Annotated in this window: 18 protein-coding genes, 1 tRNA gene and 1 pseudogene; 12 read left to right on the top strand and 8 right to left on the bottom strand. The window is 37.5% G+C overall.

What is annotated here, in order from left to right; genetic code table 11:
- The first annotated feature begins 253 nt into the window (after nt 1-253).
- On the top strand, nt 254-808 hold the full coding sequence (locus GY065_RS09100; protein WP_174833867.1) for a hypothetical protein: 555 nt from the start codon (nt 254-256) through the stop codon (nt 806-808).
- An 88-nt stretch (nt 809-896) separates the two neighbouring features.
- Here GY065_RS09100 and obgE read toward each other — a convergent pair whose 3' ends face one another.
- The 3 genes from obgE to rplU all read right to left on the bottom strand — a co-directional run bounded on the left by obgE (nt 897) and on the right by rplU (nt 2808).
- Entirely contained in the window at nt 897-2030 is a 1134-nt protein-coding gene (gene obgE / locus GY065_RS09105) for a GTPase ObgE (protein ID WP_174833868.1), read from the bottom strand.
- A 176-nt stretch (nt 2031-2206) separates the two neighbouring features.
- Nucleotides 2207-2479 carry a 50S ribosomal protein L27 gene (gene rpmA, locus GY065_RS09110; protein WP_025331257.1) on the bottom strand — a complete coding sequence of 91 codons (273 nt, stop codon included), beginning with the start codon at nt 2477-2479 and terminating at the stop codon, nt 2207-2209.
- A gap of 20 nt (nt 2480-2499) precedes the next feature.
- Complete coding sequence (rplU, locus tag GY065_RS09115) at nt 2500-2808, bottom strand: 50S ribosomal protein L21 (RefSeq protein WP_025331258.1); 309 nt, start codon at nt 2806-2808, stop codon at nt 2500-2502.
- Nucleotides 2809-3388: 580 nt separating this feature from the next.
- Between rplU and GY065_RS09120 the strand changes: the two genes are divergently transcribed.
- From GY065_RS09120 to GY065_RS09160, 8 genes and pseudogenes are all read left to right on the top strand, one after another.
- Nucleotides 3389-3835 (top strand): hypothetical protein, encoded by a 447-nt coding sequence (locus tag GY065_RS09120; RefSeq protein ID WP_174833869.1) that lies wholly within the window; start codon nt 3389-3391, stop codon nt 3833-3835.
- Between the two features lie 115 nt (nt 3836-3950).
- A complete protein-coding gene (locus tag GY065_RS09125) occupies nt 3951-4580 on the top strand; it encodes a hypothetical protein (protein ID WP_174833870.1) in 630 nt (209 codons plus the stop codon).
- 538 nt (nt 4581-5118) lie between these two features.
- Nucleotides 5119-5351, top strand: a pseudogene (locus GY065_RS13620) (TIGR02452 family protein).
- Between the two features lie 393 nt (nt 5352-5744).
- Nucleotides 5745-6218 carry a macro domain-containing protein gene (locus GY065_RS09140; RefSeq protein ID WP_174833872.1) on the top strand — a complete coding sequence of 158 codons (474 nt, stop codon included), beginning with the start codon at nt 5745-5747 and terminating at the stop codon, nt 6216-6218.
- 5 nt (nt 6219-6223) lie between these two features.
- Nucleotides 6224-6382: a hypothetical protein gene (locus GY065_RS09145; RefSeq protein ID WP_174833873.1), complete on the top strand. Its 159-nt coding sequence runs from the start codon at nt 6224-6226 to the stop codon at nt 6380-6382.
- A gap of 72 nt (nt 6383-6454) precedes the next feature.
- The gene (locus GY065_RS13625; protein ID WP_371731957.1) at nt 6455-6628 is read left to right on the top strand and encodes a hypothetical protein; all 174 of its coding nucleotides are present in this window, start codon (nt 6455-6457) and stop codon (nt 6626-6628) included.
- Nucleotides 6629-7432: 804 nt separating this feature from the next.
- Nucleotides 7433-8407, top strand: a complete 975-nt coding sequence (locus GY065_RS09155; protein WP_174833874.1) for a polyprenyl synthetase family protein — start codon at nt 7433-7435, stop codon at nt 8405-8407.
- Between the two features lie 48 nt (nt 8408-8455).
- Nucleotides 8456-8530: transfer RNA gene (locus GY065_RS09160), tRNA-Arg, on the top strand.
- A 33-nt stretch (nt 8531-8563) separates the two neighbouring features.
- On the opposite strand, the gene GY065_RS09165 is transcribed toward GY065_RS09160, so the two are convergent.
- Both GY065_RS09165 and GY065_RS09170 read right to left on the bottom strand, forming a co-directional pair.
- Complete coding sequence (locus GY065_RS09165) at nt 8564-9619, bottom strand: nucleoid-associated protein (RefSeq protein ID WP_202984080.1); 1056 nt, start codon at nt 9617-9619, stop codon at nt 8564-8566.
- A gap of 58 nt (nt 9620-9677) precedes the next feature.
- A complete protein-coding gene (locus GY065_RS09170; RefSeq protein ID WP_174833875.1) occupies nt 9678-10841 on the bottom strand; it encodes a sugar transporter in 1164 nt (387 codons plus the stop codon).
- 553 nt (nt 10842-11394) lie between these two features.
- Between GY065_RS09170 and GY065_RS09175 the strand changes: the two genes are divergently transcribed.
- A complete protein-coding gene (locus GY065_RS09175; RefSeq protein ID WP_174833876.1) occupies nt 11395-12171 on the top strand; it encodes a hypothetical protein in 777 nt (258 codons plus the stop codon).
- A 172-nt stretch (nt 12172-12343) separates the two neighbouring features.
- Here GY065_RS09175 and GY065_RS09180 read toward each other — a convergent pair whose 3' ends face one another.
- Both GY065_RS09180 and GY065_RS09185 read right to left on the bottom strand, forming a co-directional pair.
- Nucleotides 12344-13147, bottom strand: a complete 804-nt coding sequence (locus GY065_RS09180) for a PoNe immunity protein domain-containing protein (protein ID WP_174833877.1) — start codon at nt 13145-13147, stop codon at nt 12344-12346.
- Nucleotides 13148-13227: 80 nt separating this feature from the next.
- Complete coding sequence (locus GY065_RS09185; RefSeq protein ID WP_174833878.1) at nt 13228-15093, bottom strand: NACHT domain-containing NTPase; 1866 nt, start codon at nt 15091-15093, stop codon at nt 13228-13230.
- Nucleotides 15094-15286: 193 nt separating this feature from the next.
- On the opposite strand from GY065_RS09185, the gene GY065_RS09190 reads away from it, so the two are divergent.
- A complete protein-coding gene (locus tag GY065_RS09190; RefSeq protein ID WP_084547645.1) occupies nt 15287-16984 on the top strand; it encodes a formate--tetrahydrofolate ligase in 1698 nt (565 codons plus the stop codon).
- Between the two features lie 505 nt (nt 16985-17489).
- Here the strand turns inward: GY065_RS09190 and tal are convergent.
- Complete coding sequence (gene tal, locus GY065_RS09195) at nt 17490-18545, bottom strand: transaldolase (RefSeq protein ID WP_174833879.1); 1056 nt, start codon at nt 18543-18545, stop codon at nt 17490-17492.
- A 206-nt stretch (nt 18546-18751) separates the two neighbouring features.
- On the opposite strand from tal, the gene GY065_RS09200 reads away from it, so the two are divergent.
- The gene (locus tag GY065_RS09200; RefSeq protein ID WP_174834002.1) at nt 18752-19726 is read left to right on the top strand and encodes an SIS domain-containing protein; all 975 of its coding nucleotides are present in this window, start codon (nt 18752-18754) and stop codon (nt 19724-19726) included.
- Nucleotides 19727-19754 lie beyond the last annotated feature (28 nt).

A 19754-nucleotide genomic window follows, 5' to 3' on the forward strand; every position in this document is an offset into this window, starting at 1 on the left:
AATTCCATTTGACCGTCATACCATTATTTATCATCGGCGAGGCATCATTATCAAACATACCGGGTACAGAAAAAAATGAACACAAACAAATCATCAAATCAAAATACCATTAAAATCAATAAAATCGGCAATGATTTATCTGTATCAGAATATTAATAACAATATAATAAGCTTTCACAGGCCAAAAATTAGGTAAAATTACCTTTCAGCCATTATTCAGACTGAATTTAATCAATCAGCAGTGGTTAGTTACATGAGTACTCAGCATAATCCGGCAGCCAGTCAGCCTCAGAAGCGTTCCGGTCAGTTTAAACAGCGACTGCTTAAACTGATTTTATTTTGCGGCTTCTTTATTTTATTTATTTTCCTGCTTGCCGGTCAGGACAGCAGAACTGCGGGCAATCACAAACCATGGCACCGCGATCTGACTATTGCAGCCTTTGAACCGGACGGCTCCTTTCTTGCCCTGCCCTATTCTTACGTTCAACAGTACACACTGGCCAATACCACTTTTCTGGCTAAAAAGCCTGACGGCAGCAAACAGAAAAATGATAACGATACCTTTAGTTATAAAGTTATTGAACAAAACGCACAACAACAGCTGATACGAACCAGCCTGCGTACATCACGCAGCATTACCATTGCCACCTATAAGGCTACCGCCGTCACAGTCACACCGATAAAATCAACGGTATATACAATAGATCAGATATCAATGGCTGCCGTTCTGGCATTAGTCAGCGTCTTGCTCCTGCAATTGATATATCGTTTTATCCGCCGCCGTTCTTTCAGAAATAAGACAAACTAATTTTTCAGTACCATCAATTTTCTGATTCATTCCAATACAAAAAAGCCACCTGTAACAGGTGGCTGTATCTATTATCCGGATAGCAGAATTATTCCGGCTGTATCAACCCATTTGTAGTCGGCACTTCCACCACAACAGGTTGTTCAGCCTGCTGTTTTGCCAGTAATTCATGCTTCATATCCAAATAACGCTGTATGGTTTGCACCAGCTCCTGCGTACCCTCACGTGCCAGTGCACTGATTTGAAATACCCGCGGGGTTGTCAGATCAAATTCAAACTGATCATCCGGCTGCGGGTGATCCCAGCCAATATCTGCCAGAAACTGAGCCACACGTTCGGCACGCTCATCATCAGCCAGCATATCAATTTTATTCAACACCAGCCAACGCGGCTTATCGTGCAAAGCCTCATCATAACGACGTAACTCTTCAATAATCGCCAGCGCCTCTGCTGCCGGTTCCACACCTTCATCGAAAGGAGCCAGATCCACCACATGCAGCAGCAAACCGGTACGCGACAAATGTTTCAGAAACCGATGCCCCAAACCGGCACCTTCAGCAGCTCCTTCAATCAAACCGGGGATATCAGCCATAACAAAACTGTGATTGTCATCACTGCGTACTACCCCCAGATTAGGATGCAGCGTTGTAAACGGATAATCAGCCACTTTTGGCCGTGCAGCCGAAACTGCACTAATCAGCGTAGATTTCCCTGCATTCGGCATACCGAGCAAACCCACATCCGCCAGTACTTTCAGCTCCAGCAATAAACTGCGTGCTTCACCTTCTTCACCGGGTGTAGCCTGCTTAGGAGCACGGTTTACTGATGATTTAAAATGAATATTACCTAAGCCGCCCTTACCGCCTTTAGCCAGACATACCCTCTGACCATGATGAGTTAAATCCGCCACAACCTGTTCCGTATCAACATCACGAATCAGCGTACCTACCGGCATTCTCAACTCAATATCATCAGCCCCGCGACCATAACGGTCTGAACCATGACCTTTTTCACCGTTTTTGGCCTGATAGCGTTTAACAAAACGATATTCCACCAGAGTATTAATATTTTCATCGGCTACAGCCCAGACACTACCGCCTCTGCCGCCATCACCGCCATCGGGGCCGCCCTTAGGCACAAATTTTTCGCGGCGGAAGCTGGCCGCACCATTGCCGCCGCGGCCGGCAACTACCTCGATTTTTGCTTCATCAATAAACTTCATATCATTCTCAGTTTGCAATATTTATGCCAGGCAACCAGTCTCAGTAATACCCTTGTGAACACCTCATAGCATGATTATAGCCAAAGTACAGAATATCTGTGCTGCCTCTTCACACCAGCTGACCTGATAACAAAAAAGCCCTGCCAGACAAGGCAGGGCTTAACATCAGTAAAAACTTACTCGTCTGCGCCGGTATACGGACGCACACTTACGGTTTTACGGTTCAGCGCGCCCTTAACGGCAAATTCCACATAACCATCCACTTTAGCGAACAGAGTGTGATCTTTACCCATACCTACATTTTCACCTGCGTGAAAACGGGTACCGCGCTGACGAACAATAATTGAACCAGCCGGAATCAGCTCATTACCAAAGGCTTTAACGCCCAGGCGTTTGGCTTCTGAATCACGACCGTTGCGGGAGCTACCGCCTGCTTTTTTGTGTGCCATTCTGTTATTCCTTCACTCAATTAGGCAATCGCCACGATTTCAATCTGGGTAAAATTCTGGCGGTGACCCTGACGTTTCTGATAGTGTTTACGACGACGCATTTTGAAAATACGTACTTTATCGTGACGGCCATGTGCAACCACTTTAGCGGTTACTTTAGCGCCCTCAATAAAAGGCGTGCCCACTTTCACCGCTTCACCGTCAGCAATCATCAAAACTTCATTCAGTTCGATCTGGCTGTCGAGTTCTGCTGGTATCTGTTCTACTTTTAATTTTTCGCCAACGGCAACTTTATATTGTTTACCGCCGGTTTTTACGACCGCGTACATACTCAACTCCAATAGGAATTCAATTAAAAAACAAAAATTAAATTTCCGCAAAAAACGGAATTCGCGATTATATCAACGCATGATTTTACTGTCAAAACAATAATAAATATCTCATGATATATATAGCTCAGGCTAGTTAAGTCAATTAAAAATTAAGTCCTACCGAAAGCTATTTATAGTGTTGTCGGGTATGTGCGGAACTGACTAAATTTGCAAACAGGCTGTTATCAAGGCAAACTCACTCAAATTATTTATTTCCACATAAATATTATCTATTACCATAATAAATATGCTGTTATTACTTTGCATCATCTGTTAACCCATAGTGCAGGATTAAAATACCGTTTTTGACAACTCTATGGTGAAGGTATTTATAATACATTACAGATTTCAGATGGCTTTGATCAAATAGCAATTGATTTACTTTCCTCGTGTGGGTTATTACGATCCGAATACTGGCCTGTTTACAGCGACCTGCCAAACAGATAATACACCAACTATATCAACTCATTTCCTGAAACTTGGGAAAACCTGGCAAAACTTCCTTGTTTTTCAGTGTCTAATTAGTGAGAGAAATTAAATGCCAAATAAAAAGAGTCATATTATTCAGTTAATAAAAAAGGGGTATAGACTGCCACATGATATTGAAGTGGTAGCTTGTGAAATATATTATTCATCAGAATACAATAAGTTAATATGTAAAAATATAGTTAACGATTTTATCAATAGTGTGGTTACCTCCAAGTACAGTAATATTATTGAAATCACTTATAACTATATGATTAGATTAATTTACTCTGATGGAAATTTACTCTATGAAGAATTTTTAAAAGTCCTCCATTTATTTGACTCAATAAATATTTACTTTTATTTGGGAATGAATGAATCTCTTGATTTCATAGAAAAATCTGATGTGGCTATGATGTTTTTCTTAAAAAAATATGCAAAATGGAGAGGGGACATTATATCAAGTCATATTGAAAATAAACCATGGTGGCAGCGGGCTATTAACTTAAAAGACATCTAAATAAAGCCAGAGAGATCTCTTCCGATTATTTTTTATCTGCTAATTAATAGGGAAGAGAATGGAAAATGGAATGAAATTCCCTAAGGCACAGTGAATGAAAAATAAGAAATAGTGAATGAAAAACATAAAATGTTATCTAATTGATATATTTAATGAATACAAAAGTAAATATCCAGAGTTGAAAATTTGGTTAAGCGATAATGCTGTCAGCCAATCATGGGGAATGGGAGTATTGCCAGCTTACTCTTTAGAACCATATAACTGTGAGTTATTGGGGTATAAACCTGGAAGGATGCTTAAAAAAAAGGACTGCTCTCCAGCAAAGCATAGACATAGATATTTTATGGATATTAATAATAATATTATCGGAGAGATACGCTACACTAAATTCTCAAATTTCAAAAAAGAATGGCTTGTATACAGGAATTTTTACTTTAGACAAGACAATGAGATAATTGGATTAATATTTGGAGCTACTCTTGAAAGTAAAGATGATGCCAATCTAAATCATGTGATTTTAGTGAAATTAGATGGCGCTATAATAACTGATTCTTATTTTTACTCAGATGATAATAGGTTTTCAGCAAGAAGATATCTTTACAAAGATAATGTTATCACGAACATAGAAGAACGTCTGTGGTTGGGTGCATATATTGAACACTATTATAATATAGAAACTGAACCAACGCTAAAAATCACTGAAAATACGCCGAAAGGTCTTATTCAGATATATCCAAGTAATTAATTTTATCTAAAAAAACCAGAAGATCACCTTTTGCTCCTTCCGGCTATTTTTTATCTGCTATCTTTGCACATAACCTGTTTACACGCGGAAAGTCTTTTATTTGCAGAAAAATAGTTTTCAAATATTCAATCTAATCCGGAACAATGAATTATTGATAATACATACTACCCTGCTCTGTACCTTTTGAAAAAACAAAACCGAATTATCGAATTAAATGAAAATATAATTCTTTTTTAGCGAAAAATAATCCTGATGATGAGCTTATTTTCTTTTATAAGTATTTAACTGAATCGTAAAAGCTAAGTGAAACAGGAAGTTTCGACTCAAGTAAGACAATGAATTATTGGGTGCTTTTCATTGTCGTCAATTATAAAAAAAATGCATCTTCTACTATGAAAAATGACTATAATAAATAAAACACCAAAAGACGAAGTTATATCCGATATAGATATAGCAAAAGTAATAAAATATGACAATTATAGTTGGCATATAAACGATTCTTTTCCTCCAGATTTATCTAAAGAAGCAGCATTAACTCATATGGGATGGAGGAGGTAGCTTTGTATCGGGCGCTCAAGCGCAAGAAGAAAGCTTGGCCAGGGCATCGTCACTGTACTCTGCAAAATGAAATTCTATCATGAAATATATGAATATAATAAAAATAGAGACACTTTTCTTTATTCTGACCGTATGATTTATAGTCCTGCCGTATGTTTTTTAAGGATGATATTGATACCCTATTATCAAAACCTTAATGTATGGATATATTGACAAGTCTCGCCGTGAATATCGTGCAATGATTCAATATAATAGATCGGACAAATTGTCTAAAGTAAAGAATATGATGCTGAATAGAATAGATAAATATTAGCCGTATTTTAATAAATGGTGTGTAGAACTTGATTCTGGGAGCATGGGGATGTGGCGTTTTCTGTAACAATCTGAACGATATTGCCAACTATTTTGCTCATTTCCTGATTAATGAAGGGAAATATAGTAAATGCTTTGACAATATTATCTTTGCCGTATATAGTACAGAAAAAAAACGGGAAATATCTCATACTTTGAAACTATATTCAGATAAATGTAGTTCATCATGCGCATTTCGAAGAGTATTTTATTTCAAAAAAAGATAATAAAATATATACAAGTTAATTGAAATAAATGAAAGAAATAAATTACCTGAAGGGTGATGCTACTTCGCCACAGGCAAAAGGCATAAAAATTATAGCTCACATTTGTAACGATCTTGGAGGTTGGGGCAAAGGCTTTGTCATAGCAATATCAAAGCGTTGGGCAGAGCCTGAAAAAGCGTATAGAGAATGGCATCGCAATAGAGCCAAAAATGATTTTAAGTTAGGAAGTATTCAAATAATACAAGTAGAAACTTATATATATGTTGCCAACATGATAGGACAACGAGGAACAAAAGTTGGAAGTAAAGGCGTCCCGGTTCGCTATGAAGCTATTAAATCATGTTTGGAAAAATTGGCGGTTGAAGCTGAAATCCTGAATGCTAGTGTGCATATGCCTCGTATTGGTTGCGGACTTGCAGGAGGAAAATGGGAAAAGATAGAACCTCTCATAATAAAAATATTATCGGAAAATGATATACAAGTGTATATTTATGATTTTTAATAGATATGACCGTAAAAGAATTTGAAATGAGAGCTATGTATCAGGATGGGTATGATCGTGAAATTGATAAAATGTTCATAGGCTGGGTTATTGATAAAGGATTTGAAAGTGAGCTTTTAAAAGAAGATTATAGTAATGCTCTTTATAAATTTAGAGAAAGATAAAAAATAACTGACAAACTGAAACGGTCATTATCCAATGGTTACCACTACGATTATGATGGTTTTGGTCGACTGATTAAACGGCAACGACCAGCTGAAAATATCACGCAGTGGTTCAGTTATAACCATGAACATCAACTTATAGAAGCGAGGGTTGAGAGTTTACAACATCGTTCAATCATCCCAAATCCAAGTCATGCTGCTGATGTTCATATTCTAATAAAGCTAACTAGATCTCCTTATGACTGATGAAATTAAGATGAGCTTACTTTCTTCTATTTTTAACTAAATCGTAAAAGCTAAGCGAAACAGGGAGTTTCTCTGTTGAAGAAGTGGATGCACTGGGTAATCACGCTTACCAGCTGCCAATCGCCTTATCTGAATTAGAACGCGTGTTAGCCATAGTAACGAAAAACTAAAGAAGCGTTTGAAGCAGGTCTAGCCGCCATTAAAATTCGCTTGAAAATGGTAAGACATTACCCAAGGTACGGTGCACTAAAAATATAAAATATTATCTAATTGACATATTTAATGAATATAAAAGCAAATATCCAGAGTTGAAAATTTGGTTAAGCGATATAATAACCGCAAGTTTATTAGGGTCAATAATAGGTAAAGTGATAATGGTGTGCTTGTTGTTTAACATTTTAACTTGAATTGAATAATTAACTTACCGTTCTAAACAGTAATAACCTGACCGGAAAAGAAGCCTAACTTTTCCACCTAATACCAATATGATGCTCTGAGTCGACGAATTAATAAGACGACGGAGCATTACGATAAATATAGTCAGCGGTATACCACAACAGGCTGCCGGACATACTGCCACTTCTGACGAACGCACCGCTTTGAGCATGAAATTTATGCTCCGGCCTGTGTATACATCAGCATAATTTATCTAACCGATTCACAATTACATCTTTATTAACCCAAGCTAACTTTTCTCATTTCCTAAATGAATTTCAAGTATAATAATACACAAAAGTGCCCGGCAGTTTCGGGGACACATGGCTAAAACACATCATCATTACCAGTTGCAGAAACACTAAACACATGCTTGAGAACCTGCCTTATTTCCAGAAACACCTGCCTGAAGACTTAAACCGTGTTAATGCGGTAATCAACCGTGCTGTTGAATCCGAAGTTGTCCTGATTTCACAAATAGGCCAGTATATTATCAGTGCCGGCGGTAAACGCCTGCGCCCGATAATTACCATCCTTGCCGGCAAAGCTCTGGGCTATACAGAAGACCCGCTTTTTTCACTGGCCGCCATGGTGGAATTTATCCATACCTCTACATTGCTGCACGACGATGTAGTGGATGAAAGCGACCTGCGCCGCGGCCGGGAAACTGCGAACAATCTGTTTGGCAATGCCGCTGCTGTATTGGTGGGCGACTTTCTCTACACACGAGCCTTCCAGCTGATGGTTGGCTCCGGCAGCCTCCGTATTCTCAAAGTGATGGCAGAAGCCACCAATATCATTGCTGAAGGTGAAGTCATGCAGCTGATGAATATTGGTAATATTGATGTCACTGAAGAACAGTATTTACAAGTAATCGAATACAAAACCGCCAAACTCTTTCAGGCAGCGGCACAGGTAGGTGCCATACTTGCCAAGGCTACAGAACAACAGGAACTGGCTTTAAAATATTACGGTACATATCTGGGCTCAGCTTTCCAGATTATCGATGATGTACTGGATTATGCCGGTGATGTAGAAACCATTGGTAAAAATGTCGGCGACGATCTGGCTGAGGGCAAACCTACCCTGCCGCTAATTTACCTGCTTAATCAGGGCAGTGCTGCGGCCAAAGCCGATGTACGCCATGCTCTAGAACACGCCGACCGCAGCTATTTCAACAAAATTCACAATCACGTAATCAACTCTGATGCACTGGCTTATTGCACTATGCAAGCAAAAAAAGCCGTAGATGCCGCAATTAACTGCCTGAATGAGTTACCGGTTAATGAAACCACCCAGGCTATGCGAGATTTAGCCTTGGCATCTTTAGCCCGAATCTCTTAAAATAGCGGGCTATGGCAAATTTCAGCCATAGCCCTGTTTTTAAAAAGTCTCGCCGTAGTTCAACGGATAGAACACATGCCTCCTAAGCGTGTGATACAGGTTCGATTCCTGTCGGCGGGACCACTTATCAGACTTAACCGCGCAAGCTTTTAATCATCAGTTTTCTTCCTGATAATAAATCTTATAAAACTTACGCCCGTCTTCATCCCGTCCTTTTTCAATCATATCTTTACCACCGTGGATATAGATATGAAAATTTTTATCCAGCTTCACCACACTTTTAAAATATTTCTCCTGCTTTTTTACCGCTTTGGGAGAAATAGCAAAGCTTTTAACCGGCTCTAATTGATTTTCCTGCGCATAATTCTGGCTGAAATCCTGATATTGCTGAATCAGATCATCATTCGCAAAAACCCGCTGCTCAAACTCCTGCAAATCAAACTGCTCATTATTTTTAAAGTAATCAACAGACCTGTTCAGCAAACCGATTTTTTCTGATTTACTCTCCTCATCATCAGCGTCCATGGTCTGAGCAATAAATTGCTTGGCTGTTTCCATAATCTGAGTAGTCTGATGATATTCATTATTAACAGGTCTGATACTTAAAAAATCCTCAGTCCAGTATTTGGCCTCTGCATGTTTGTTGGTATTATCCACAACAGCAACCAGATAGCCCTGCTCTGAATGCAGATTAAAAATCAGACAGCCTTTATCCAGCTTCTGAATGCTTAATCCTTCAATATCAGCTAAATCATAACCATTCTGCCGGTCTTCAACTTTCAGAATTTTCTGCTTGTTTTCTGATTTAAAGATACCAATACAATCCACTACTTCATCATCTACCGTACAGTCAGCAAGATAAAATACGCCCAATTCTCCGGGCTTAATTTGCGGATGGTTACTTTTATCATACAGATAACGCCCCATGTTTTTAGACTGATTAATAAAATCATCAATATCTGTATGCTCAAACATGGCTTTGATAATGGTATAAACCGGATTGAGCTCTAAATCAGGAAAAAAATGAAACTGATACAACTCATCAAATTTAAAATTGGAAGTAATTAATTTATTAAGTGTTTCTTCCACATTTTCATAATTACTTAATTTATCACACAGCCGCACACCATCCGCAGTACTTTTGTTGCCAACACTGTGTATGATCAATCTACTAATCTTTCCAAGAACAAATTTCGGCATAGATTCAAACATTCTTATAATCAATAAACAAAATTAATAAGCGCTGGTTATACCTGCGCTTATTTGCTTTTTACCAAGCTTTTCTGGATAACAAGAAAAAAAGTATTAACGCAAGGAGAACAAAAATAGCACCAACCAACCCAATATAATGAGTTGACAGTTTCACTAATACCTGGCTGCCGACAAAGGCACCTCCACCAATACCTATATTATAAATGCCTGAATAAACAGACGTGGCAATGTCAGTCGCATCAGGCGCTGCATCGATCACTTTACTTTGCATGACCATACCAATAATGGTAATGGCTAATCCCCATATCACCCCTTGTATCATCGCGGTGTAGAGACTAAATGAGCTAAAATAGAGTGATAATAAGCACGCCATCAATAATATCACGGGGACAACTAATATCGCTGTTGGATATTTACTTGCGTATCGAGTAAAAATAACACTACCAATCATGCCCGAAAATCCAATAACCAATAAAAGATGGACAACAATTTCCTGACTGAATCCGCCCACTTTCATCATAAATGGTGTGATGTAAGTATAGGCAGTAAAATGTCCTGTGATAATAATAGCTGTTAATAAGTAAATATTGAGTAAGGCCGGGCGTTTTAACACTTTTGGCAGATTTTTGATTGAAATGGTATTAATACTGGGGACTTTAGGAAGTAAGTAAATCAATAAAACTAAAATACCAAAGGCAATGCCGCCAATACATAAAAACGTCACACGCCAACCGACTAATTCCCCTATTTTGGTACCAATAGGAATACCGAGCACCGTTGCCATTGATGTGCCAACTACAATAAAACTCATTGCTTTGGCTTTTTTGCCATTCGGTGCCAATTGTACAGCCAAAGGCGTGGTAATAGCCCAAAATACAGCATGTGCACAAGCGATACCAATACGAGCTGTCATTAAGCTATAAAAATTCCAAGCAAAGCCAGCTAATATATGACTGCCAATAAATAAACAAAACAGCAAAATAAGGAGTTTGCGACGCTCCATTTTGGATGTTAATACGGTTAAAGGTAAAGATAGTAATGATACCGCCCAAGCATATATCGTTAATAACAACCCTGCATGAGCGACATCCATCGAAAAGCTTTCTGCAATATTAGGCAGTAAACCAACCGGTACAAATTCGGTAGTATTGAAAATAAATCCAGCAAAAGCTAAACAAAAAATCGACGACCATATCTGAGAGCGCTTTTTAGCATTGTTCATGATTTTACTTAACGACGGGATAAATTAATTGTTGGTAATTATAACTGGAGATTAACCATTAAAAGCTCAATTGGTATGCTAGCATTAACGCCAGCAATAAACTTATCAATCAATTAAAATTCAGTAATTTATCCTTGTCACTTAGTAATACATAATTTTTAAAATTGTTTGAAACAAATTTTGTTGTCAAAAACTATTAAATCAATAAAAGAATTAATCATATTAAATATTATTTTTAACATTTCTTGATTTCTTTATAAGTTTTATAGATTAACCTTGATATTATTAATTTTATGTAATTATAATACCGATGAGTTCACGAGCAATGATCACAGGGTCTCTTGCTGCTTCTGATAAATTCGATTTTGAGGTTAAGAAATCAAATCTTGAGCTATCTGAGATTGCATCAATCTAAATATTTAAATGACTTGAGAGATGATTTTGAAATGGACCTTGCGAATTCGCCACAAAAGAGAGATTGAAAAATATCTTAAGCTAAAAAATTGATAATATAGATTTTGGAAGTTCTTTTTTTAATTAATGAAAAACGACAATGAAATTTAAACTAATATTAATTACCTTGTGCATTATTTTTTTCGGAACTTCATCTGCTGAAAAATTAAATTTTAATATTGATCATAAAGTCATTAACAGTGCAAAATTTGATAATGGATTTGGCGCTCAAAACGACAGAAATTTCATTCAAAAAGACAGAGATTTCATTGAACTTTATCAAGATAATAATCTTATTACCAAAATTCCAAGTTTTGATGAAGATGGAGGAAATCGTTTTAAGAAGATATTAACCCGCTACGAAGGGAATAATATCATCAGGGTAATTACTTATTTCCCTGATAGAGGTCATTTTAGAATATATTACGATATAGGATTTAATAAAAATAAAAATTTATTTATGCTAAATAAAGTAAGTTTCGAAATACAAGAGTGGTTATCTGAGACAGATGCTAGAACTATTTATTGTTACCATCAAATCAATCAAGAGGTAAATGAGTTAATGAACAGTGATGATTGGTTTCATAAAATACGACCTTCCGCTGATGGATGGGAAGACGGTACAGTAAAAGGAAATTGTATTGTGAGCAATAAAATCGTTGAATACGAAAATGCTTATATTGTAGTTAAAAAATCCCATTTATTGAGTAAACCAGATATAAATCATCGTACAAAAATGTATTTAGTTAAAGGAGATATAGTTAATTTATTAAAACAGGATCATGATTTTTATTATGTGGAATATATTAATTCGAAAAATAAAGCCACAAAAAAATGGCTTCATTGTTCTGCTCTAGAGGCTTGTAATAAATATTAGTTACAATATAATTTTTTTTTATTTATTTAATTGATTTTAAATCACTGTTTTTATTAAATTGAAAATTTAGATACGATTTTTAAGATAGAGTTTATCTTGTAAAGCAGACTATAGACTTTCTAGTTGGCTAATATAATCGGGTGGAGAGTCACATACCAGCCCCTTTGTGCTATTAAGATATCAATTGACTACGCGCATATGCAATCATATCTTTAGGATAATAAATAAAGCGGTGCAAAGTGCTATCGTCAATATTTTTTAGATATGCTACCGCTGCAGCTTCAAAACACCAGTAGCCAACAAAAGAACAACAATCTCGAGAATCGCCTTGTTGATTTAAATGACTATCTATGTATTCATATCCAGTTTCACGTAATCCATCGTACCAAAAGCGTAAATATTCGTCTAAAAATTTTAATGTGTCTTTCGGTTTTTCGGCATGAATGGCTTTATAAAGTGGATTACGAAAAGATAATTCACTCGGTGTTTCTTCTTCAGTAATAGGATAATCTGGAATTTTCATTGTAATTAGACTATCTATCGATTTTTCTCTATTTTCTTGATCATAATCGACGGCTTTTACTATGGTTTCAAACCAATCAATACGTTCATATAAAATACATAAACCTAATAAATTTGACAGAGTTTCAGTTTCAAAATATTCCGTTAATATAATTATCATCATTTTATTATCTGGATTGGCAATATTATATCTGTCTACATAATCATTTGAGTTCTTTATAAGTTTTATAATGTATTCCATTTTATTAAATAATTCATTACAACTCTTTCCTACGGTATAATCTAAACAAAATTGTTGATATTGCAGTTCTACCATAAACTCAGCATAACCATCTTTTTCTCTTTTCATATCGCTATCAACTCTACTAATTAGTTTGTTGAGCCTTTTTTGAAAATAATGGTAAAAATCTTCATCTAATAGTTTTTGACGACGTTGTTGTTCAAATTCTGACATAATTATTTCATCTCCTAAATTTATTTTTTATTCGGTTTTTTCTGCTTAAAAGTTTATCCTGAAATAATATTTTACAAATTTCAGTTTTTAAAAATTTCTTTATCCATTATTAAACGCTGTTTTCTTGTTCTGGATAATATATCAAAATAATAATCATTTAAACTTTCTTTTATAAGCTGAGCATATTTATTACAATCAAGTTCAATTAATGTTTTTCTGTCTAGTCTAATTATCATTCTTTTAAGTGTATTATCATTATTTAAAATTCTTGCTATACATGAATTATATTTACTAGTTACTTTTAATATATCATTACTAGAAAAATTTATAGAATAATTAGATATAAACTTTACATATTTGTTGTCGACTTTTCTCAGAATGAATTTATTCAATTGCCATTTATTATTCAATTCTCTTTCTTTATCATTATCAGGTATCAATAATAAAGAATAAGAAATAATTGATAAATAAAAATTATCATTATCTGAGTATATACTTAAAGATTCATTTAATTGTTCAAAAATCTTCTCCGGTTCATTTTCTGCATCAATGCTTTCAAAATATTCATTCAATATTGTTAATTTTTTTAATACATAATCTGTTTCAAAATAATCATGATCCATATCATCAATCAACGCGATAAGATTTGCTTTTGCTAATGAAAAAAGACCATCAATATTATCCAATTTGTTTTCTAATTCATATTTTCTATCATTCACAATAAGCTTAGCAAAAAAATATTCCTGAAATGAACGATGGATAAATTCAAAATAATCACCATCCTGTAAGAGTAAAGACACTGAATGTACAAAATCATATCGAATATCATTTTCTTTATAAATGCTATCTAAACTCACTATTTTTAAAGCTGAATTTATATATTTATCAACCTGTTGAAAATTAAAACCATATTTTTGCCTCTGATAAGTCAGAGCACAAAAATACATAAAAACCTTTTCTAAGTTTTCATGGGATAACTTGCTTTTTAATGGTCGGTGAAATCGTCCTTTAGACGCATCGTGTTCTTTAATCAGCACTTGAAAACATTTTTCATAGAAAATATGCCTTTTAGCCGGAATATCGCCATATTCATCAAATGTCAGTAACATCATTGATGCTAATAAAGGATTTGAAAGAAATTCTTCATGTTCTGCAAATTTATCTTCCGTTAAAAACTCAAGAAACTCTGTTTTTCTTTCTTCAACATAATCAATTTTTTTAATAAATGATTGGCATTGGTGATAATTAAAAGGAAGCAGATGCGCAACATAAAAATTTTCCCACGTTGTGAATTCATTCGGTCGGCTTGTCACTACAAAGGGGCAATCCGGGTATTTTAAAGTTAATTTGATTATTTCCTCTTGAATATTGCTTTGTTGCGAATCACTTACTTCGTCCAAACCATCAATTAAAAAATAAAATAAGCCTTTTTTTAAACCATATGTAAATTGTTCTTGGGTAAAACTATCTGAATATGTCACGATAGATTCATATATGCAATCAAGTAATGTTTGAATACCTGATGATATACTTCTTAATTCAAAAAAAATGGGATAAAAATTGACCTGATTATCAATTAATTCTTTATAGATTTTTTTTAGAAAAATCGTTTTACCATTTCCCGCATAGCCTGAAATAATAGTTCTGTGTAAATCGGTGGATATTGATGATTTTATTTCATCTTCTTTTAAAATATCATCATCTATTTTAAATTGCAGTGGCTCGTAAATTTTATCCAGTTCCGTAGGTTCATCCCGTTCCAGTAGGGTACGCACATAAGCGCATCTTTGGTAATTTGCTTTTATATATTCAGGCAGCCCTTTATTTAGTTTCATTTCAAGATTTTTATACTTAGCAACACAATATTTAGTAGCTTTTTTTGACATAGCGATTAAAAATTTCGTTATGTTTGAATCCATTTCTTGAGTAAACAGGTCTTTATCCATAATTTATATGTTTATTTAATTTATATTTAAGATATTAATATTATATATTATTTAACATTGAGAAAAATCTAAGCTTTTTAACAGAAATGCGCTATATCTGAAATTAAAATAAATGCTATTTGTTTTCCATTTAAAATACAGCAATAATACTCTGTTTACAAAAACTGACTTATTCAATTTCTAAGGATTTTTTATGTCTACCCTACTCCCCATCACCGAAATTGCCCGCAACAGCAGCATTCCCGAACAATACCTTATCCCTTACGGCCATGAAGTAGCCAAAGTAGATTTAAAGGTGATTCAGCCGGATAGCAAACAGGGTAAGCTGGTGCTGGTGTCGGCCATTACCCCGACACCGCTGGGAGAAGGTAAAACAGTAACCACTATCGGGCTGAGTCAGGGGCTGAATTTTATCGGCAAGAAAGCGATTGCCTGTATCCGCCAGCCCAGTCTGGGGCCGGTATTCGGGGTAAAAGGCGGGGCAGCCGGCGGCGGTAAAGCACAGGTTTTGCCGATGGAAAAGCTGAATCTGCATTTAACCGGTGATATTCACGCTATTACAGCGGCTCATGATCTCGCCTCTGCAGCACTGGATGCACGCTTATACCATGAAGAACATCTGGGCGAGGAGTTTACGGCACAAACCAAGCTGCCGCGGCTGAATATTGATAAAAACCGGATTGTCTGGAAACGGGTAATCGACCACAACGACCGTGCATTGCGCCGGATTAAAGTAGGTGTGGGCGGTGGTGTTAATGGTGTGGAGCGTGAAGACGGGTTTGAGATTTCTGCTGCGTCCGAATTAATGGCGATTCTGGCGCTGGCGACGGATTTACAGGATATGCGCCAGCGTATCGGGCGGATTATTCTGGCTTATGATACTCAGGGCAATCCGGTTACGGCAGAAAAACTTCAGGTAGCCGGTGCGATGACAGTGTTACTGAAAGATGCGATTAATCCGAATCTGATGCAGACAGCAGAACAGACCCCAGTACTAATTCATGCAGGACCGTTTGCCAATATTGCCCATGGTAATTCTTCGGTGCTGGCGGATATGGTCGGTCTGCAAGTGGCGGATTATGTGGTAACAGAAGCTGGTTTCGGCTCTGATATGGGCATGGAGAAATTCTTTAATATTAAATATCGCCAGACAGGTGTGGCGCCTTCATGCGTTGTATTGGTAGCCACGGTACGCAGTCTGAAATCGAATAGCGGCCGGTTTAATATTAAGCCGGGTCAGCCATTACCGGCAGAAGTTACTCAGTGTAATGTTGAACTGCTGGCTGAAGGCAGTGCTAATCTGGGCTGGCACATTCAGAATGCGAAAAGCTATGGCCTGCCTGTGATTGTGGCTATTAATCGCTTCCCGTACGACCATCAGGAAGAGCTGGATTTTGTACGCCAGTATGCGCTGGAACACGGTGCCTGTGCATGTGAAATCAGTGATGCGTTTACTCAGGGTGGTGCGGGCACTCAGGCTCTGGCTCAGCATGTAGTCGCTGCCTGCAATCAGGAAAATTCGGTTAATCTGCCCTATGCTGACAATATGCCGCTGCCGGAAAAAATTCAGACCATGGTGAAGAAATACGGAGCGCGTCAGGCTAATCTGTCGGCACAGGCTTTGCAGAATATTGAAGAAATCAAACAGCTTAAGCTTGATCATTTACCGTTATGCATGGTGAAAACACCATTATCTATCAGTGCAGACCCGAATCTGAAAAATGTTCCGACAGATTTTGATGTTGAAATTGCCCGTTTACAGGTATCGGCCGGGGCAGGCTTTATTCGTGTATATGCGGGTAATGTGATGACTATGCCGGGGCTGGGTACTCTGCCTGCTTATCAACAGATTGATATTGACGCTGAAGGCAATATTGTCGGTTTACATTAAAATTTAACAGAGCTGCCGGCCGGTTGCCGGCTGAGTGACAATTCATGCTTATGCCAAAAGAGTTTTATGCTTTTGTGGCATTTTTATGTATATTAGTCTGAATTCAACAACCATGAACATCTGAGCCTTGGATAAAGATTATGGATTATGGCCAAAAGCTGGCTGCAATACCGATTATAAGGTTAAGATTAATTCAGCGCGGCTTATATGGTATTGTTCTGATTATTACTTATGTTTAGATTATAAATTATAGTTGTTATTATTAATTTTAAAGTTGAAAATCATTAAATATAAATTTAAAAATTAATTTATTTATCTATATTTTAAATTATCAAGTGTGATTTATCATTTAAATTAATATTTTTTAAGTTTTATATTACAAATGTATTTTCAATATGCTTTTTTTAATCTAAAATTATAAAAAGCTTACCGATTATTCTGATAAGTCTAACCGGTAAGCCACAATTCAGATTTACGTATGGTTGTTGTGTTTTATTTATTCCGTTTAAGCCAGAGGTTGCAGTAATGCATCGAATGCATCCACAAACTGTTGTAAGCCTTCTTGCTGTAAGCGCACTGCTAGGGATTCAAGATTAATACCCAGCTTCTGAATTTCAATCAGTACGTTTTTAGCCTGCTGTACATTCTGTGTCAGTGTGGCATCGGCATGTCCATGATCGATAAAGGCATTAAGCGTGTTGGTGGGTACGGTATTAATGGTGTCAGCACCAATAATATTTTCTACATAGCAAACATCGGAATACGCCGGATTTTTAGTCCCTGTGGATGCCCAGAGCAAACGCAGTGGTGCAGCCTGCTGTGCAGCCAGATCGGTAAATTCACGGCTCTGGATAAATTCCTGCCATTCAGCATAAGCTGTTTTGGCCAGTGCAATAGCGGTTTTACCCTGCAAAGATTCCGGCAGAGTAATGTCCAGAGCACTGTCAATGCGGGACAGGAAAAAGCTGGCGACTACCTGAATACGGTTAACCGGCAGATTTTGTGCCAGACGCTGGCGAATGCCGGCAGCGTGTGCCTGCCATGCTTTGCTAAGCTGGGTTTTAGAAAACAACAGGGTCAGGTTAACATTAATGCCCTGTGCAACCAGTGTGGTTAATGCCTGTATTCCGCTGTCTGTGGCTGGTACTTTTATCATGACATTGGGTCGGTTAAGAACTTCCCATAGTCGCTGGGCTTCAGTAACGGTAGCCTGAGCATCATCGGCCAGATCTGGCGCCACTTCAAGGCTGACAAATCCGGCTTTACCCTGACTGCGTTCATACAAGGGCAGACAGACATCACATGCAGCCTGTACATCGGCTACTGCCAGTTGTTCATAACGCTGTTTGGGGGACAGCGGCTGCTGTTTTAGCTGGTTAATATCATTCTGGTAAAGTGTATCGCTGGCAAAGGCTTTTTGAAAAATGGCCGGATTGGAAGTCACGCCACTGATACCCGCCTCAAGCATGTGTGCCAGTTCACCCGACTGAATCAGATTCCTGGAAAGATTATCCAGCCAGATTTGCTGTCCCAGTGTATTGACTTGTGCTAATACGGCCATATTATTTCCTTATGGTAAATATATGCAAGATATGTTTTGTTAAGGTTAATCAATCGATTAAACCGGTTATTCATGAGTTATAGATTACTCTAACGAGGATGGCGTAATTTGACAAGTTCCGAAGCAAACAAAATAACCGGTATCAGGTTATAATCAGGTTAAATTTATTGTGTCTTCGTTTGCTTGTTATTGCTGCTGATGGTGTTATGAATTTACAGGATAAATATTTAGACTGGGGCAAAGAAGTTTTTGCTATTGAAGAGCAGTCGATACGTGAAGTTGCCAATAGTTTGGATGAGCATTTTGCTGAGGCAGTAACGACTATTCTCGACTGCCGCGGACGGGTGATTATCACTGGTATGGGCAAAAGCGGCCATATCGGGCGTAAGATTGCCGCTTCAATGGCATCTACCGGCACACCGGCTTATTTTGTGCATCCGGCTGAAGCAGGACACGGCGATCTAGGTATGATTGTTGATGGCGATGTGCTGATAGCATTATCCAATTCCGGTGAAAGCGAAGAAATTCTGGCACTGATACCGGCCATCAAACGTAAGCATGTGCAGCTGATCTGCATAACCGGTAAAACCAGTTCAAGCATGGCGAAACATGCGGATATCCATTTATGCGCTCATGTATCACAGGAGGCCTGTCCGTTAGGGCTGGCTCCAACATCCAGCACGACGGCGGTAATGGTATTGGGTGATGCACTGACGGTGGCACTGCTGCGTGCGCGCCAGTTTACCCCTGAAGATTTTGCGCTGAGCCATCCTGCCGGCAGTCTGGGTAAACGTCTGTTGTTAACGGTAGCTGATGTTATGCATGGCGGCAAAGATATGCCTCTGGTACAGGAAGATACGCCTTTGCGTGAAGCCATTGTTACCATGAGTGAAAAAGGTCTGGGAATGCTGCTGGTAGTCAATACTGCCGGAGAGCTGTGCGGTTTATTTACAGACGGTGATTTACGCCGTTTATTTCAGGATAACCGGGAATTAAAAGAATGGCTGATGGTCGATGTAATGGGACATGCACCTAAAACCATCACTGCCGACCGGCTGGCAACGGAAGCACTGAAAATCATGCAGGCGAATAAGGTGAATGGGCTGGCTGTAATTGATGCAAATAACCATCCGGTTGGTGCGCTGAATATGCATGATTTATTACAGGCACGGATTGTTTAAATGCGCAAGAATGTTATGACTGAGGAAT

The organism is Snodgrassella sp. ESL0323 (genome assembly GCF_013346865.1).
Lineage (GTDB): Bacteria > Pseudomonadota > Gammaproteobacteria > Burkholderiales > Neisseriaceae > Snodgrassella > Snodgrassella alvi.

Excerpts from the sequence above, each read along its gene's own strand:
- GY065_RS09100 (WP_174833867.1), top strand. The coding sequence starts at position 254 with ATGAGTACTCAGCATAATCCGGCAGCCAGTCAGCCTCAGAAGCGTTCC.
- obgE (WP_174833868.1), bottom strand. The coding sequence starts at position 2,030 with ATGAAGTTTATTGATGAAGCAAAAATCGAGGTAGTTGCCGGCCGCGGC.
- rpmA (WP_025331257.1), bottom strand. The coding sequence starts at position 2,479 with ATGGCACACAAAAAAGCAGGCGGTAGCTCCCGCAACGGTCGTGATTCA.
- rplU (WP_025331258.1), bottom strand. The coding sequence starts at position 2,808 with ATGTACGCGGTCGTAAAAACCGGCGGTAAACAATATAAAGTTGCCGTT.
- GY065_RS09120 (WP_174833869.1), top strand. The coding sequence starts at position 3,389 with ATGCCAAATAAAAAGAGTCATATTATTCAGTTAATAAAAAAGGGGTAT.
- GY065_RS09125 (WP_174833870.1), top strand. The coding sequence starts at position 3,951 with ATGAAAAACATAAAATGTTATCTAATTGATATATTTAATGAATACAAA.
- GY065_RS09140 (WP_174833872.1), top strand. The coding sequence starts at position 5,745 with ATGAAAGAAATAAATTACCTGAAGGGTGATGCTACTTCGCCACAGGCA.
- GY065_RS09145 (WP_174833873.1), top strand. The coding sequence starts at position 6,224 with ATGACCGTAAAAGAATTTGAAATGAGAGCTATGTATCAGGATGGGTAT.
- GY065_RS09155 (WP_174833874.1), top strand. The coding sequence starts at position 7,433 with ATGCTTGAGAACCTGCCTTATTTCCAGAAACACCTGCCTGAAGACTTA.
- GY065_RS09165 (WP_202984080.1), bottom strand. The coding sequence starts at position 9,619 with ATGTTTGAATCTATGCCGAAATTTGTTCTTGGAAAGATTAGTAGATTG.
- GY065_RS09170 (WP_174833875.1), bottom strand. The coding sequence starts at position 10,841 with ATGAACAATGCTAAAAAGCGCTCTCAGATATGGTCGTCGATTTTTTGT.
- GY065_RS09175 (WP_174833876.1), top strand. The coding sequence starts at position 11,395 with ATGAAATTTAAACTAATATTAATTACCTTGTGCATTATTTTTTTCGGA.
- GY065_RS09180 (WP_174833877.1), bottom strand. The coding sequence starts at position 13,147 with ATGTCAGAATTTGAACAACAACGTCGTCAAAAACTATTAGATGAAGAT.
- GY065_RS09185 (WP_174833878.1), bottom strand. The coding sequence starts at position 15,093 with ATGGATAAAGACCTGTTTACTCAAGAAATGGATTCAAACATAACGAAA.
- GY065_RS09190 (WP_084547645.1), top strand. The coding sequence starts at position 15,287 with ATGTCTACCCTACTCCCCATCACCGAAATTGCCCGCAACAGCAGCATT.
- tal (WP_174833879.1), bottom strand. The coding sequence starts at position 18,545 with ATGGCCGTATTAGCACAAGTCAATACACTGGGACAGCAAATCTGGCTG.
- GY065_RS09200 (WP_174834002.1), top strand. The coding sequence starts at position 18,752 with ATGAATTTACAGGATAAATATTTAGACTGGGGCAAAGAAGTTTTTGCT.